This is a genomic window from Ruegeria sp. AB10 (genome assembly GCF_056542745.1).
Window position 1 is genome coordinate 90,057 of the sequence record NZ_JBQGAI010000003.1, and the last position, 14,238, is coordinate 104,294.

At 61.1% G+C, this 14,238-nt stretch carries 18 protein-coding genes; 6 read left to right on the forward strand and 12 right to left on the reverse strand.

The window, feature by feature from the left end; genetic code table 11:
* Positions 1 to 3: 3 nt before the first annotated feature.
* Genes ACR0NT_RS07835 through ACR0NT_RS07875 form a run of 9 tightly spaced genes read right to left on the reverse strand, consistent with a single transcriptional unit; the run spans position 4 to position 4,562 of the window.
* On the reverse strand, positions 4 to 519 hold the full coding sequence (locus ACR0NT_RS07835) for a flagellar basal body-associated protein FliL (protein WP_480442865.1): 516 nt from the start codon (positions 517 to 519) through the stop codon (positions 4 to 6).
* Between the two features lie 12 nt (positions 520 to 531).
* The gene (gene flgH / locus ACR0NT_RS07840) at positions 532 to 1,263 is read right to left on the reverse strand and encodes a flagellar basal body L-ring protein FlgH (RefSeq protein ID WP_170447379.1); all 732 of its coding nucleotides are present in this window, start codon (positions 1,261 to 1,263) and stop codon (positions 532 to 534) included.
* On the reverse strand, positions 1,263 to 1,679 hold the full coding sequence (gene flgA / locus ACR0NT_RS07845; RefSeq protein WP_170674381.1) for a flagellar basal body P-ring formation chaperone FlgA: 417 nt from the start codon (positions 1,677 to 1,679) through the stop codon (positions 1,263 to 1,265). The genes flgH and flgA overlap by 1 nt, the downstream gene beginning before the upstream one ends.
* Positions 1,679 to 2,464 (reverse strand): flagellar basal-body rod protein FlgG, encoded by a 786-nt coding sequence (flgG, locus tag ACR0NT_RS07850; RefSeq protein WP_170674383.1) that lies wholly within the window; start codon positions 2,462 to 2,464, stop codon positions 1,679 to 1,681. The genes flgA and flgG overlap by 1 nt, the downstream gene beginning before the upstream one ends.
* Before the next feature lie 22 nt (positions 2,465 to 2,486).
* A complete protein-coding gene (locus ACR0NT_RS07855; protein WP_170674385.1) occupies positions 2,487 to 3,197 on the reverse strand; it encodes a flagellar hook-basal body complex protein in 711 nt (236 codons plus the stop codon).
* A complete protein-coding gene (locus tag ACR0NT_RS07860) occupies positions 3,197 to 3,469 on the reverse strand; it encodes a flagellar biosynthetic protein FliQ (protein WP_170405833.1) in 273 nt (90 codons plus the stop codon). The genes ACR0NT_RS07855 and ACR0NT_RS07860 overlap by 1 nt, the downstream gene beginning before the upstream one ends.
* Before the next feature lie 4 nt (positions 3,470 to 3,473).
* A complete protein-coding gene (fliE, locus tag ACR0NT_RS07865) occupies positions 3,474 to 3,764 on the reverse strand; it encodes a flagellar hook-basal body complex protein FliE (RefSeq protein ID WP_170674387.1) in 291 nt (96 codons plus the stop codon).
* Positions 3,765 to 3,776: 12 nt separating this feature from the next.
* Entirely contained in the window at positions 3,777 to 4,163 is a 387-nt protein-coding gene (flgC, locus tag ACR0NT_RS07870) for a flagellar basal body rod protein FlgC (RefSeq protein WP_170674389.1), read from the reverse strand.
* Between the two features lie 12 nt (positions 4,164 to 4,175).
* Positions 4,176 to 4,562: a FlgB family protein gene (locus tag ACR0NT_RS07875; protein ID WP_170447538.1), complete on the reverse strand. Its 387-nt coding sequence runs from the start codon at positions 4,560 to 4,562 to the stop codon at positions 4,176 to 4,178.
* A gap of 105 nt (positions 4,563 to 4,667) precedes the next feature.
* Here ACR0NT_RS07875 and ACR0NT_RS07880 point away from each other — a divergent pair, with 105 nt between their 5' ends.
* From ACR0NT_RS07880 to ACR0NT_RS07905, 6 genes are all read left to right on the forward strand, one after another.
* On the forward strand, positions 4,668 to 5,987 hold the full coding sequence (locus ACR0NT_RS07880; RefSeq protein ID WP_480442968.1) for a FliI/YscN family ATPase: 1,320 nt from the start codon (positions 4,668 to 4,670) through the stop codon (positions 5,985 to 5,987).
* 86 nt (positions 5,988 to 6,073) lie between these two features.
* Complete coding sequence (locus tag ACR0NT_RS07885; RefSeq protein ID WP_170674391.1) at positions 6,074 to 6,910, forward strand: flagellar motor protein MotB; 837 nt, start codon at positions 6,074 to 6,076, stop codon at positions 6,908 to 6,910.
* A gap of 98 nt (positions 6,911 to 7,008) precedes the next feature.
* Entirely contained in the window at positions 7,009 to 8,304 is a 1,296-nt protein-coding gene (locus ACR0NT_RS07890) for a flagellar hook protein FlgE (RefSeq protein ID WP_170327825.1), read from the forward strand.
* Positions 8,305 to 8,337: 33 nt separating this feature from the next.
* Positions 8,338 to 9,789, forward strand: a complete 1,452-nt coding sequence (gene flgK / locus ACR0NT_RS07895) for a flagellar hook-associated protein FlgK (RefSeq protein WP_170447397.1) — start codon at positions 8,338 to 8,340, stop codon at positions 9,787 to 9,789.
* A gap of 2 nt (positions 9,790 to 9,791) precedes the next feature.
* Entirely contained in the window at positions 9,792 to 10,799 is a 1,008-nt protein-coding gene (locus ACR0NT_RS07900) for a flagellin (RefSeq protein ID WP_170447399.1), read from the forward strand.
* Positions 10,796 to 11,890 carry a flagellar basal body P-ring protein FlgI gene (locus ACR0NT_RS07905; RefSeq protein WP_170447401.1) on the forward strand — a complete coding sequence of 365 codons (1,095 nt, stop codon included), beginning with the start codon at positions 10,796 to 10,798 and terminating at the stop codon, positions 11,888 to 11,890. The genes ACR0NT_RS07900 and ACR0NT_RS07905 overlap by 4 nt, the downstream gene beginning before the upstream one ends.
* Before the next feature lie 48 nt (positions 11,891 to 11,938).
* Here the strand turns inward: ACR0NT_RS07905 and ACR0NT_RS07910 are convergent, their stop codons facing one another.
* From ACR0NT_RS07910 to ACR0NT_RS07920, 3 genes are read right to left on the reverse strand one after another with little or no spacing between them, the layout of a single operon-like run.
* A complete protein-coding gene (locus tag ACR0NT_RS07910; protein ID WP_170447403.1) occupies positions 11,939 to 12,583 on the reverse strand; it encodes a DUF1523 family protein in 645 nt (214 codons plus the stop codon).
* Positions 12,584 to 12,593: 10 nt separating this feature from the next.
* On the reverse strand, positions 12,594 to 12,860 hold the full coding sequence (locus tag ACR0NT_RS07915) for a hypothetical protein (protein WP_170447404.1): 267 nt from the start codon (positions 12,858 to 12,860) through the stop codon (positions 12,594 to 12,596).
* A 1-nt stretch (position 12,861) separates the two neighbouring features.
* Positions 12,862 to 14,199, reverse strand: coding sequence for a DUF6638 family protein (locus tag ACR0NT_RS07920; protein WP_170447406.1), 1,338 nt, complete (start codon positions 14,197 to 14,199; stop codon positions 12,862 to 12,864).
* Positions 14,200 to 14,238: the final 39 nt, after the last annotated feature.

The window sequence follows — 14,238 nt, forward strand, 5'->3', positions numbered from 1 at the left end:
GGATCAGACATCCTGACGGCTGACACTCATGATCAAAACCTGCGAGACGTCATCCCCCAGATCACGGCGCGCCGTCTCAAGCAGAGCTTTGCGCAATACTTTCAGGTTATCGGACTCGGTGAAGGCACCATCAAACCCGCCCGTATTGGCGTGGTCGAACATGACCTGCAGGAACCCGTCGCGCAGCTTTGGCTCAACTGCGTAGAAAGCCTCGGTCATGCCGGGGGTGATCTCAAGGCTCAGCGACATGGTGACCAGCGCGTCGATACGCTCGGAGTCAACCACCGGCACCACGAACTGCTTGGTCAGCTTGAGGTATTCATAGTCGCTTGGCTTATCCTTTTCCCCCGCTTTACCACCTTTGGCTTTGGCGGATTTCTCCTTTGGCTTTTCCGCCTTCGGTTCCGATTTTTCCTGCTTCGCGGCCTCTTTCGTTTCCGAAGGTGACAGCATGACGCCAGCGCCGATACCGGCGCCCAGACCGACCAGCAGAAAGATGACGGGCAACAATTTCTTCATCACATCCGCTCCTTAATACGGCAGCACAGCGTCAAGGACCTGCTGGCCGTATCGCGGCTGCTGCACATCGGTGATCTGCCCGCGACCGCCATAAGACACACGGGCCGAGGCGATCTTGTCATAGGTGATCTCGTTCTGGCGCGAGATATCCTGCGGCCGCACATAACCCGCGACCAGCAGCTCACGCAGTTCGAAATTCACGCGCAATTCCTGCGAACCCGAGATCGACAACACACCGTTCGGCAGCACATCGACCACGGTGGCGGCCACGCGCAGGGTCAGCTTCTCCTTGCGTTTCACCGATCCTTCGCCCGTGCTTTCCGAAGACGAGTCAATCTCGACCGCGTCAGCAAGCGACGCGCCGTCCGGCAAGTGTTTGTCCGCGCGCTGCGGCAAACCGAACAGGCCCACGATTCCCAGGCTTTCCGAGGCCGAGCGCGAGCGTTCCGTGTCATTCGAAAACTCGGCTTTTTCGTCCAGTTCGATCACGACCGTCAGGATGTCACCCTTCTTGATCGCCCGCTGATCGCCCAGCAGCGATTGCTGGCCACCACTCCACAACGAGGACCGGTCGACGTTGCGCTGCGGTTGTGTGTGCAGCGGCAGGCCCGGCCACAACATGGCGACATGTTCGGGCGAATCCTCATTGGGCGTAAAACTGGGCGGCTTTCCCAGATGGTCCACCCGACCGCAGGCCGACACGGCAAGCACGGCAAACAACAGAGATTTCGAAAGTCCTGACATCATTTCACCTCGATTTGGCCGTCGGGCCGGATAAGACCGGTCACGGTCGTGCGGGAGGACAGGTTCATGACCCGGATGCGCTCCCCGGCGGCCCCGCGCCCCAGCGCGCGGCCTTCGGCGGTGATCGATAGCGGTTTGCGGTCAAAGATCAGAACAACCAGATCGTTGCGATCGACCAGCGCCGGTGCGCCGACATCCCCCGCATGGATCGGGCGCCCGGGGTAGAGCGCGACACGGGCCTCTTGCCCGATCAGAAATTCGGGGTCGGTCACCGCTCCGGGTACTTGCTGCGCCTTGATTTCAAGATCTGCGGCCGAGATGATTTCCTTGGCCCGGATGGTGCGGGTCGGCACGACGGTGTCAGCTTGCGCAAACACCGGCATCAGCAACCCCAGTATCAGGATCAGAACCCGCATCACCGCACCTGCGTCGTTGCGCCCATCATCTGATCGACGGCGGAAATGACCTTGGCGTTCATCTCATATCCGCGCTGTGCCTCGATCAGTTCGGTCACCTCGCGGATCGCATCGACCGAGCTGTCTTCAAGATAACCCTGCCGCAGGGTACCCAGCCCATCTTCGCCCGGGGTTCCAACCACCGGCGCGCCCGAGGCTTCGGTTTCCTTGAACAGGTTGCTGCCGATCGCCTCGAGCCCCTTGGCATTCGAGAAACTGGCCAGCGTGATTTCCCCCAACAATTGCCCCTCGGGCGCGTCGTCGAAATAGGCGTAGATTTCGCCCGAGGCGTTGATGGAGATCGAATGTGCATCGTCAGGAATGGTGATCTCGGGCGCTACCGCGTACCCGTCCGACGTGACGATCAGCCCCTCGGCTGAGCGTTTCAGACTGCCATCGCGGGTAAAGCCGGACTGGCCGTTGGTCAACGTCACCTCAAGATAGCCGCGGCCTTCGATGGCAACGTCCAGATCGTTGCCGGTGGCCGACAGCCCGCCTTGCGCCAGCTGCACCGTGACGGCCGCCGGACGCACGCCCAGGCCCAGCTGAATGCCCGTGGGCAAAACCGTTCCGTCATTGGCGTTCACCGTCCCAGCCCGCGCCATCTGCTGATAGTGCAGATCCGCAAACTCGGCCCGGCGGGCGTTGTAGCCAGTGGTGTTCGTGTTCGCCAGGTTGTTCGAGATCGTCTCGACCCGCATCTGCTGCGCGGTCATGCCCGTCGCTGCAATTTTCAAAGCCCGCATGTTGAAATCTCCTTTTCACAAATCAGCGCATCAGCGCCTTGAGCGCGCCGCGCACACGTTCGTCTTCGGTTTCCAGAAAGCTCTGCCCCAGCTCATAGGCGCGCTGGATTTCAACCAGCCGGGTCACCTGATGGACAGCATTGACGTTGGACCCTTCGAGGAAACGATGCACAACCACCGGGCTTTCAACCGGTTCAATCTCGCCCTCGGCGCGGAATTGCGTACTGCCCTCGCGCACCAGTGTGCTGGGGTCGGCCACCCTATAGACGCCGATCTGCCCCAGCAATTGCCCTTCGATACTGAGCGTACCGTCACTGCCCACATCGATCGAAGCCGCGTCCGGAGGGATGAAAACAGGCGCGCCGTTCACGTCCAGCACCCGGTGACCATCCATCGTGACCAGATCGCCCTCGGCGCTTGGGGAAAAGGCGCCCGCCCGCGTCAGATGATTGCCCGATGCGGTTTCAACCATGAAGAACCCATCGCCTTCGATGGCGAAATCGAACTGTCCTCCGGTCTCTGTCAGCAGGCCCTGTTGCTGCGAGGTATTGCGCGCCTCAGCCCGGCTCATCGACAGGGACGGGTTGCCCGGTATGTCCTGGACGAATTCGGAAAACACCAGGCCCTGCGCCCGGTATCCGGTGGTGCTGGCGTTGGCGATGTTGTTCGCCACCAGCCGCATTTCGTTCATCAGTCCGGACTGGCGGGACAGGGTAACATAGGCGGTATCCATCAGCGGCCTCCTGCGATCAGTGGGATGAGGGTTGTGGTGAAAAACGTCACCAGCGTCTGGGTCATGAAACCCATCGAAATCCAGAACACGACGACAATGGCGATCAGCTTGGGCACGAAGGTCAGCGTCATCTCCTGCACCGAGGTCAGCGCCTGGAACAGGCCGACGATCAGGCCCGACACCAGCGCCACCGCCAGGATCGGGACCGAGGTGATCACCGCGACCCACAGCGCCTGACGCACGATGTCATAGAAGAGACCTTCGCTCAGCATCTCGTCAGACCGGCATCCGCAGGATTTCCTGATAGGCCTCGACCACCTTGTCGCGCACGACCACGGCCGTTTCGACGGCCAGCTCGGTCTGCGCCAGCGCCTGAACCAGAGCGTGCGGATCGGCCTGCCCGGTCATGGCGACCTGAGACACTTGCTCGCTCTGTTTCAGCGTTGCGGCAAAGTCCTGAAACGTGTTGCGCAGCCCCTGCGCCAGTCCGGCGTGGTTGGGATCTGCCTGGGTGGCCGGGCGCGCAACGGCATAGTTCTGGGCTGCGGTCAGGGATCGGATATCCATTCTGGTGTCCTTTTATCTTCTGAGGAGTTCCATCAGGCTCGACGACATCTGGCGTGTCTGGTCGAACATCTTGAGATTGGCTTCGTAGCTGCGCTGCGCTTCACGGGCGTCGGCGATCTCGATCATCAGATCGACATTCGAGCCGCGATAATGACCGGTTTCATCGGCCATCGGGTGACCGGGGTCATAGATACGCGACCCGTCGCGGCGATCCAGCTTGACGCGCCCGGCCTGCACCACTTCGCGCCCGTCTTTCTGCACCGCCTCGAACGGCACCGTCTTGCGGCGATACCCCGGTGTGTCGGCATTCGAGATATTTTCGGACACATGCCGCAACCGTGCCGATTGCGCGCGCAGGGCACTGGTCGAGGCGGCAAGGGAATGGGAAAAATCACTCATGTCTCAGCCCCCTTACGACCGGCCAATACTGCTGCGCAGAATATTCATCGAAGATTTGTAGATGGTCAGCGCGCGGTCATGCTGGCGCTTGACCTCGACCGCTTTGAACATCTCTTCCTCAATGGACACGCCGTTGCCGTTGGGGTCGCCCGAGGGCGCGACCTCATATTCGGCCCAAGGTTGAGGGCCAGAGGCACCATTCAGGTGACCGGCCCGCGTGGCGGTCATGGCGACCTCACGCCTTGAGTTTTCGAATGCTTTTTGAAAGGCCTCGATATCGCGGGGCTGGTAGCCCGGCGTATCCGCATTGGCCATGTTGCGCGCGATGACCGCCTGCCGTTGTCCAGCATGGGTTGCCATTGCGTGCGCTGTCTTAAAGACGTTCAGGTCATAGAACATCGGGGCTTCTCCCTCGATCAATTTCAATCAAGGCTTAACCCCGATTCCTTTAGAAAGCGTTTTCAGAAACCCGTTGGAGAACCCACGATGTCCGATCTCGACCCGATGCTTCTGAAATGCGAATTCGACCGCCTGTCGGCGGTGCGCCATATGGGCCGCGTGTCCGGCGTGGCGCGGGGTGTCATTGAAATACAGGGGCTTGAGGGGCAGGCGCGGATCGGCGATCACCTGACCCTTCGGCGGCGCAGCGGGCCGGATCTGCCGGGCGAAGTGCTGCATGTCGAACCGGATGTGATTCACATGATGCCGACCGCCGCCCCCGATGGGGTCTGTCTGGGCGACCGGGTGATTCTGGACCAGACACCCGCCTTTGCGCCGGGAATGCACTGGCTGGGGCGGGTGGTCGACCCGTTCGGCAAACCGCTGGACGGAAAGCCCCTGCTATCAGGCGTGCTGGAGCAGGATATCATGCGCGCACCTCCCCCGGCTGTTGCGCGCAAACCGTTGGGCGCGCGGATGGAGACCGGACTGGCCATGCTCAACACCATGTTGCCCGTAGTGCAGGGGCAGCGCATTGGCCTGTTCGCCGGATCAGGTGTTGGTAAATCGACCCTGCTGGCGACGCTGGCCAAGTCGATGCAGGCGGATGCCGTTGTTGTCGCTTTGGTTGGGGAACGTGGGCGCGAGGTGAATGAATTCGTCGAACAGGCGCTGGGGGCCGAGGGGATGAAACGCTCGGTTGTCGTAGCGGCGACTTCGGACCAGTCGGCGCTGGCACGCAGGCGCTGCGCCTGGTCGGCCATGTCGGTGGCGGAATACTTGCGCGATCAGGGGCTGAACGTGTTGTTTCTGGCCGATTCGGTGACCCGCTTTGCCGAGGCGCATCGCGAGATTGCCGTTGCGATGGGCGAATCTCCGTCGCTGCGCGGATTTCCCCCGTCGGTCACACCGTTGATTGCCGGGCTGTGCGAACGCGCCGGACCCGGCACCGCAGATCAGGGGGACATAACCGCCGTGTTCAGCGTTCTGGTCGCCGGGTCGGATATGGACGAACCCGTCGCCGACATCCTGCGCGGCGTGTTGGACGGGCATATCGTGCTGAGCCGCGACATTGCCGAGCGCGGGCGATTCCCCGCCATCGACCTCAGCCGCTCGGTCTCGCGCAGCCTGCCGGGCGCGGCGACACCGGAAGAAAACCAGATGATCTCGGAAACCCGCAAACTGGTTGGCAGCTATGAGCAGTCCGAGGTGATGATCAAGGCCGGGCTCTATACTGAGGGCGCAGACCCGCTGCTGGATCAGGCCGTACGGGTGCACGAGGAACTGGACGCGTTCTTTGGCAAAGCCGAGCCGGACGGCATCCAGAACAGCTTCAACCGCCTGCAATTGATCCTGCGGCGGGCCAGCGCCACCGTGCCGCGTTAGAGAAGTCCGGACAGTTTTAAGTGTTAAGCCCACCTTAAGACCTGCCCGGCTACCCCTATAGTCGGGTGATAAAAAAGGTGGTGGAGATGGGTGCGCAATCCAATGCGGCGCCAATCATCATCAAGAAGAAACGTGTGTCCGGTGGCGATGGTCACCACGGTGGCGCGTGGAAAGTCGCATATGCCGACTTTGTCACGGCCATGATGGCGTTCTTCATGTTGATGTGGCTGCTGAACGCAACGACTGAGAAACAACGCAAAGGTCTGGCGGATTACTTCTCGCCGACGATTCCGGTGAACCCAGTCTCGGGTGGTGGGGACGGGGCCTTTGGCGGCAACAACATGTTTTCCGAAAAGACTATGGTGATGGATGGCTCGGGGGCGGCCAAACGGCACCCCACGGTCGCGCGGCAGGCGCGCGGCGCGATCGGGGTGAACCCGGATGGCGGCGAGGAAACATCCGAGGATTTTTCGACGCTCGAGGCCCAGCTGCTGGGGCATACCGGGGAAAGCATGGTCTCGGACAAGGTGCTGAAACACATCGTCACGCGCGTCACCGACGAAGGTCTGGTGGTCGAGCTGTTCGATACCGAGGATCAGCCGCTGTTCGAATCGGGTACCGATGAACCGACAACGATGATGCGGGCGCTGGCGCTGCTGGTGGCGCGGTCTTCGGATCTGGTGACCAATGATGTGGCGGTCGAAGGCCATGTCAGCGCCTCGCCCGTGGTTCTGGCGCGTGATCCGTCCTGGGATATCTCGACCTCACGCGCGCAGGTGGTGCGTCAACTGCTTGAAGATAAGGGGTTTACGACCAAGCGGCTGGATCGCGTGACCGGTCACGCCGACCGGGAATTGTCCGACAAAAACCCGATGGCCGTGCGCAACAACAGGATCGAGATCATCTTTCTGCGCAACACCTGACGATCACAGGATAGACGGCATTTTACCTGTTAGCGCGCTGTTAAGGGGCAGTGCGTTAGCTGTTGCATCAAAGATTGACGCAACAGAAGGGCGTGCCAATGACGATTTCCTCCTCGCTGAATGCCGGTGTGGCCTCATTGAAGGCCAACGCCAACCGGCTGGCCACCATTTCGGATAACATCGCGAACTCTTCGACCTTCGGCTACAAGCGGGTCGAAACGGATTTTCATTCGATGGTCACGTCGGGCCAGGGCGGCAGCTATTCGGCGGGTGGGGTCAGAACCACCAGTCAGCGCCTGATTGACCAGCGTGGGTCGCTGGTGACCACCAACAACTCGACCGATCTGGCGGTGCGGGGCCGGGGCATGTTGCCGGTGCGCCCAAGCTCGCAGATCGCGGGCGGTTCGAATGAGATGCAGCTGACCACCACCGGATCGTTCCGTACCAATGAAGAAGGGTATCTGGTCACCGAATCCGGCCTTGTCCTGCTGGGCTGGCGCGCGAATCCGGACGGAACGATCCCGGCGGTGCCACGGGACACTCCGGCGGCGCTGGAACCCATCCAACTGAGCGTCAACCAGCTGTCCGGCTCTCCGACCACGGCGATGAACCTGCGCATGAATCTTCCGGCAACGGCAACCGACGCCGGCGCCCCGGGTGATACGCAGCCCCTGTCGGTTGAGTATTTCGACAACCTGGGCAAGTCCGAAAGCGTCGATATCGAGCTGGTGCCAACCGTTCCCGCAGCCGGCAGCAGCAATGAATGGACCATGATCCTGCGCGATTCGGCCTCGGGCGGGGCGGTGATCGGGGAATATACGCTGACTTTCACGGACAGCCGGACGGCTGGCGGCACATTGGCAAGTGTGACGACCGTATCCGGTGGGGCTTATGACCCGACCACCGGCAGCCTTGTGGTGAACGTGGCCGGTGGCCCGATGGAGGTCAATATCGGCCAGATCGGGGATGCAGACGGCATCACACAACTGTCCGACACGTTCGCGCCGGTTTCGATCACGCGCGATGGATCGGCCGTGGGCACGATGACCAGCGTTCAGGTCGATGAGAATGGCTATGTCTATGCGTTCTATGACACCGGTGTCAGCCGTCGCATGTTCCAGATCCCTCTGGCGGATGTGCCCAATCCCAACGGATTGACCGCGCTGGACAGCCAGACCTACGCGCCGTCCCGCGAAAGTGGCACCTTTTTCCTGTGGAACGCAGGCGAAGGGCCGACAGGCGATCTGGTGTCATTCGCACGCGAGGAATCGACCACCGACATCGCGACCGAGCTGACCTCGCTGATTCAGACCCAACGCGCCTATTCCTCGAGCGCAACGGTGATCAAAACGGTCGACGAGATGCTGCAGGAAACCACCAACATCAAACGCTGATTTGGGTTTTGACCCGGAAAGGGGGGCTGTCCGATGAATATGACGACGGCGTTCAACAACGCAGTAAGCGGTCTGACGGCCGCGGGCCGGGGCACGTCGGTTGTGTCGGACAACATCGCCAACGCGCTGACCCCCGGCTTTGCCCGCCGGTCGCTGGAGTTGACGACAAATACGATCTCGGGCCATGGGGTGCGAACGGTCGGTGTGGTTCGGAACCAGGACCCGGTCCTGACCGCGAATCGCCGCGCCACCGACGCGGATTTGGCCTACCAAACCGCAGTTTCCAGCTTTCACGCCGGGGTCGAGGGCTTTGTCGGAACGGCTGATGATCGTTCATCCCTCGCCGCTCGGCTGGCCGATTTCGACAGCAGCCTGATCACGGCGGCCAGCCTGCCCGACTCGTCCGAGCGGCTGGACCAGGTCGCCCGCACCGGTCGCGATCTGGCCAACAGGATCAATTCCGCCTCCGAAGGCGTGCGGCAACTGCGGTCGGACGCGGACCGTACAATTGGCAAGCAGGTGGACAGCCTGAACCAGACTCTCAGGGATATCGAGAAGCTGAATGCCAAAATTCCCTCGGTCAAACACTCGGGTGGTGACATCGGAGCCTTGCTGGATCAACGGCAGGTTCTGATTGATCAGGTTAACGAATTGGTGCCAGTTAATGCGGTGCCGCGGGCCAACGACCAGGTCTCGCTGTACTCCGATGGAGGCCTGATCCTGCTGGAAGGCACGGCGGCACAGTTCTCTTTTACCACCACCGGCGACACCAAGCCCCACATGACGGTCGGCAACGGCCTGCTATCGGGGTTGGAGATGAACGGCAATCCGGTGCGCACCAGTGGCGACAGCGCCCAGATACGCGGCGGCGCGCTGATGGCGCAGTTCCAGATCCGCGATGAATTGGCGGTTGAAGCGCAGGCCAATCTGGACTCGGTCGCCCGGGACCTGATCGAACGGTTCGAAACGCCCGGCCTGGACCCCGCCGCGCTGCCCACCGACGCGGGCCTGTTCACCGATGCCGGTAACCGGTTCGATGCGACGGCCCCGGCGGGACTGGCCTCGCGCATCAGCCTGAACCCGATTGTCGATCCCGACAATGGCGGCGACAGCTGGCGGCTGCGCGACGGTCTGGGCGCGGCAGCCCCCGGCGATCCGGGTGATGCCACACAGTTACTGGCCTTCGGCGCCATTCTCAGCGATGCGCGCCCTGTCGCCGGTTCGCCTTTTGGCACCGGTGCGATGCGCGCCTCTGATCTGACCGAGGCGCTTTCATCCAAGGCTGGCGCAAATGCTCACACGGCCAGCCAACGCCTGACCTCTGCCAACAGCGCCCAATTGGAAATGGCTCGGATCGAGGCGGAAGACGGCGTCGATACGGATCAGGAACTGCAGCGCCTGATGCAGATCGAACAGGCCTATGCCGCCAATGCCCGGGTCATCTCGGTGGTGGATGAATTGATGAATACTCTGTTGAGGTTGTGATGATGAATTTGACGTCTATCGGTGATCTGGCGCGGGGCATGACGCTGAAGGCCCGCTCGACCGAGTTGAAAACCCAGATCGAGACCCTGTCGTATGAAATGTCCACAGGTAAGGTTCAGGATGTCTCTGGGCGCTTGGATGGCGATTACTCGCACCTTCTGGATCTGGATCGCAGCCTGTCACGGCTGGACGCGTATAAGGTATCCACGGCCGAGGCCGGGCTGTTCACCGACGCCATGCAATTGAGCCTGACGACAATTGATACCTCTATCAGCGAATTCACCGCGTCCCTGCTGTCTTTTGGCACCTCGAACCAGGCGGTCAGCCATGAAAACGCATCCGTGCAGGCGCGAAACGAACTGGACACGATCATTTCGGCGCTGAACACGCGGGCCGGTGGGCGCAGCCTGTATTCCGGCACCTCAACGGATGTGTCCCCGCTGCCCTCAGCCGACACGCTGTTGACCGCTTTGGAGGCCGAGCTGACCGGGTACAGCACAGTGTCGGACATCCGGCAAGCGGCAGAAGATTGGTTCAACGACCCCGCTGGATTTGACGCGGTGATCTATCAGGGATCGGACACCGCTTTGGCCGCGATGCAGATCTCAGAGAATGAAAGTGTCCGTATCCCCATCACGGCAACGGATCCCGCGATCAAGGATGCGCTGCGCGATATTGCGGTTGCCGCGTTGGTGTCGGACGACGCGCTGAACCTGCCGCGCGATCAGCGCACGGCGTTGTTCGCCCAATTGGGCGTCGATCTGGCCAATACCCAGAACGAGGTCGTGAACCTGCGCGCACAAGTGGGGTCGGCCGAGGCGCGGATCGAACAGGCCGCGACGCGCAACGGTGCGGCGCAAACCAGCCTGGAATACAGCCGGAACAAGCTGATCGCGGCGGACCCATATGAAACCGCAGCGCAGCTGCAAACCGTCCAATTCCAGTTGGAGAGCCTTTATTCCGTCACCGTTCGCAACGCGAATCTGTCGCTAGTGAATTTCCTGAGATGAAACTTCTTGTTTTTCTGTTGATGCTGCTGCCCGGAATCGCCTCAGCCGGTGCGATCCGCCTGAAGGACCTTGTGGATTTCGACGGGGTACGGGGCAATGATCTGGTCGGCTATGGTCTGGTTGTCGGGCTGAACGGCACCGGCGACGGGCTGCGCAATTCGCCCTTCACCGAGGAGATCATGTCGAACATCCTCGAACGGCTGGGCGTCAATGTGAACGGAGAGGATTTTCGCCCCAAAAACGTCGCGGCCGTGTTGGTGACCGCCAGCCTGCCACCTTTTGCCCGGGTCGGTGGGCAGATCGACGTGACAGTGTCAGCCATCGGCGATTCCAAAAGTCTGTTGGGTGGCACCCTGATCATGACACCGCTGAACGCGGCCGACGGGCAAATCTATGCGGTAGCGCAGGGCACGGTTCTGGCCGGTGGCGCCGTGGCCGAGGGTGAGGCCGCCTCGGTCGTACAAGGGGTTCCGACCTCTGGCGTAATCCCGTCGGGTGCGCGGGTGGAACGCGAGATCGACTTTGACCTCTCGACCCTGACGCAAATGCGGCTGGCCCTGCGCGAGCCCGATTTCACCACCGCCAGCCGGATTGAGGTTGCGATCAACACCGAGTTCAACCGTGCGGTGGCGATCATGCGCGATTCCGGCACGGTCGAGCTGAACATCGCGGCAACGCAGGCGATTTCGACAGCGCACGCGTTGGGCCGGATTGAAAACATCCTGGTCGAACCGGAAACCAAGGCCCGTGTGGTCGTGGATCAGCGTTCGGGCACTATCGTCATGGGTCAAGAGGTTCGGATCTCGCGCGTCGCGGTATCACAGGGCAATCTGACCCTGACGGTCGAGGAATCGCCGATCGCGGTTCAGCCCAACCCGTTTGCCCGTGGTGAAACAGTTGTTGTTCCCCGCACATTCGCCGGCATCGAAGAGGAAGAAGGCACCGGGCTGGCCGAAATTCCCGAGGCCACAACCCTGTCCGAGGTCGTGGCTGGCCTGAATGCCCTTGGAGTTTCACCCCGTGACATGATCGACATTCTGAAAACGATCAAGGCCGCCGGGGCGCTTCATGCCGAGTTCGTTGTCCGCTAACCGATCTGACCAAAAAGGAATGGCCAGATCAGACCAGTCGCGCCACCGTCACTTTGATTTCCAGCTGTCCAGCCAACGGCGGAATCCGGTGCGCCTTTCCTCGATTGCATCGCCTGCCGCGTAGAAACTGTCTTCGACATTCTCGAGCATCGGGTCGATGCGGCGCTGCCGGAACCTGCGCCAGCGCACCCAGATCGCCCAACTAATGGCGAAGAAGACGGTCAGAAAGAGGATGTTGAACCAGGGTATGATCCGGACATCCGGCCCCTCCACATGTTTGATGGAAACGGCGTTGGGAAAGATCGACATGAATTCATTCCGCCACCCGTAATGCGTCACGACCACCCATTCCGGGTCATCCTTGTTCGAGATCGCATCATTGGCCTCGGTATACAGGTTCGCAGTGTCGAATTTGAAGTAGGGCGGCCAGCCCCAGCTTGTATCCTCATTTCGGTAGACGATCGGCTTACCATTGGCGCGCACAGCCTGGATGAACTGCACGTCGCGGTTTGACAGGCTGGTCGACTGATCGTCCGGCTCGGACCAGAAAATACGGGTCCAGTCGTTCAGATCCTGCCGCTCTTCATAGGTGTTGACGATCCGCACGATGTCGCGCTGCGGCAGAGAATATTGCAGGATCACGGCAATCGCGCCCCAGAAGATGATAATGAACGCCCATTTCAAATAGGCCATGCCGTAACCCTCACATGTAGTTCACGATATAGATCAGCGCGCCAATCGCCACCCAAGGCACTATATAGACACCCAGGATCAGTTTACGCCGGAAAGAATTGTCATAGACGTGCAGGCCACGTTCGACAAACGCGGCCTTGTCGCCGGTTTTGCCCTTTTCGTCCCACCAGGTTTCCAGCTTACGGCGCCGGACACCGCGCGAATAGAACGAGAGCGCGAAAAAGGCGATCGTCTGGATGACGAAAAGGATCAGAAACAGGCGTATCGCTCCGAACATCTCAACCCCTCCTCAACGCGCCCCAGGGCCCGACCCGCGCGATCACCGCCTCGCTGACCTGATCATCACCGCTCATGTCCGGTTCATGGCCGAACAACGCGGCGCGAGCGCCTGCCTTGTCCACCTGATACTCGCGCGCGAGGAAGTCGGCAACATAGGCTTTCTTGGTCTCGGGCCAAGTGGAATAAGTGCTGTAGAACAACTCCTTATGGCAGATGAACATCTGGCGCGGGTCCAGCGGGGCCAGTTCAGCCAGCAGCATGTTCACCAGATCACGGTTGGGCGTGTCGGCTGCGCGCAGCGTATAAAAATAGGCCGGATGATCCGAGGTGATGCGCGGCCACGGCCCGCCATCGCTGGCCCAGCGCAGCAATTGGGCAAGGCCGTGAAAGGCCTCGGGCAGACGGTCTGCATGGTTCCGGGCCAGACGACGCATGTCGCTGCGGTCCAGCCCGGTCAGGTCGACGCCCGCGTCGGCGGCGGCGTGGACGGTCAGAAAATCCATCTTTTGCTGCAGAACGGCAGCCGAGTTCACCCCGCGTGCCTCGATAATCGTCTCGACCAGATTGTTGTCGTTGAGAAAGGCCGCGATCCGGTGCCTCTGCGTGGGATCAAACACGTGGTCTATCGGAACGTCATCGGGCCGGTCCCCCATGCAGATCGCTGCCGGATAGTCCAAATCAGGGAACAGGTAGAGCCCGCCGAAATGCGCCGTCCAGAAGTTGCGCTGCTCAAACGCCGTGTGGCGCAGGTGGACGGGGTTGCGGGTGACGTCGCCGGTTTCCTTGGCGGTTTCGATCATCTTGGCGATCAGCACATCATCGAACCACGCATCCTCTTCGGTCTTGAACCGTTCGACCATGCCCGCCAGTTGCTCGGCCTTGCGCAGGGTGCCGCCGACCGTGTCCGCCTCAATCTCGATCTTGCGCAGGTTCAGCAGGTCCGCAGGCGTGGTGAGTTTGAAGACCGAGTTCACCAGCTCTCCGGCCACCGCATCGGTGGCGGTCAGGGCGAACAGCTGCGCCTCGTTCATCTCGATGAATTCGCGCAGGATATCGCGCGAGGTCGAGAATTTGACGTTCAGCAGAGGCGCCCGTTTCTGCTCGGTCGTCAGCAGAATGAACTGCCGGTTGACCCCGTTGGGGTTGAGATAGAGCGGGTCGTCCAGCTCAATCCCCACCTCCGGCGAATAGCCCGAGATATCGACATGGAAATCCGAAAGCTGAGTGGTCTTACCCGCCAGATGCTGCAGCGCGCGGTTATAGCGTTCGACCAGCGCCGGGCTGGAGATGTGGGCAAGGTTGCCAAACATCAGGCCTTTTTCGATGAGGCGGATCATTTTGTTCCTAGACGAGTCATTTAAGTTGCCTCCTAACGG

Excerpts from the sequence above, each read along its gene's own strand:
- ACR0NT_RS07835 (WP_480442865.1), bottom strand. The coding sequence starts at position 519 with ATGAAGAAATTGTTGCCCGTCATCTTTCTGCTGGTCGGTCTGGGCGCC.
- flgH (WP_170447379.1), bottom strand. The coding sequence starts at position 1,263 with ATGTCAGGACTTTCGAAATCTCTGTTGTTTGCCGTGCTTGCCGTGTCG.
- flgA (WP_170674381.1), bottom strand. The coding sequence starts at position 1,679 with ATGCGGGTTCTGATCCTGATACTGGGGTTGCTGATGCCGGTGTTTGCG.
- flgG (WP_170674383.1), bottom strand. The coding sequence starts at position 2,464 with ATGCGGGCTTTGAAAATTGCAGCGACGGGCATGACCGCGCAGCAGATG.
- ACR0NT_RS07855 (WP_170674385.1), bottom strand. The coding sequence starts at position 3,197 with ATGGATACCGCCTATGTTACCCTGTCCCGCCAGTCCGGACTGATGAAC.
- ACR0NT_RS07860 (WP_170405833.1), bottom strand. The coding sequence starts at position 3,469 with ATGCTGAGCGAAGGTCTCTTCTATGACATCGTGCGTCAGGCGCTGTGG.
- fliE (WP_170674387.1), bottom strand. The coding sequence starts at position 3,764 with ATGGATATCCGATCCCTGACCGCAGCCCAGAACTATGCCGTTGCGCGC.
- flgC (WP_170674389.1), bottom strand. The coding sequence starts at position 4,163 with ATGAGTGATTTTTCCCATTCCCTTGCCGCCTCGACCAGTGCCCTGCGC.
- ACR0NT_RS07875 (WP_170447538.1), bottom strand. The coding sequence starts at position 4,562 with ATGTTCTATGACCTGAACGTCTTTAAGACAGCGCACGCAATGGCAACC.
- ACR0NT_RS07880 (WP_480442968.1), top strand. The coding sequence starts at position 4,668 with ATGCTTCTGAAATGCGAATTCGACCGCCTGTCGGCGGTGCGCCATATG.
- ACR0NT_RS07885 (WP_170674391.1), top strand. The coding sequence starts at position 6,074 with ATGGGTGCGCAATCCAATGCGGCGCCAATCATCATCAAGAAGAAACGT.
- ACR0NT_RS07890 (WP_170327825.1), top strand. The coding sequence starts at position 7,009 with ATGACGATTTCCTCCTCGCTGAATGCCGGTGTGGCCTCATTGAAGGCC.
- flgK (WP_170447397.1), top strand. The coding sequence starts at position 8,338 with ATGAATATGACGACGGCGTTCAACAACGCAGTAAGCGGTCTGACGGCC.
- ACR0NT_RS07900 (WP_170447399.1), top strand. The coding sequence starts at position 9,792 with ATGAATTTGACGTCTATCGGTGATCTGGCGCGGGGCATGACGCTGAAG.
- ACR0NT_RS07905 (WP_170447401.1), top strand. The coding sequence starts at position 10,796 with ATGAAACTTCTTGTTTTTCTGTTGATGCTGCTGCCCGGAATCGCCTCA.
- ACR0NT_RS07910 (WP_170447403.1), bottom strand. The coding sequence starts at position 12,583 with ATGGCCTATTTGAAATGGGCGTTCATTATCATCTTCTGGGGCGCGATT.
- ACR0NT_RS07915 (WP_170447404.1), bottom strand. The coding sequence starts at position 12,860 with ATGTTCGGAGCGATACGCCTGTTTCTGATCCTTTTCGTCATCCAGACG.
- ACR0NT_RS07920 (WP_170447406.1), bottom strand. The coding sequence starts at position 14,199 with ATGATCCGCCTCATCGAAAAAGGCCTGATGTTTGGCAACCTTGCCCAC.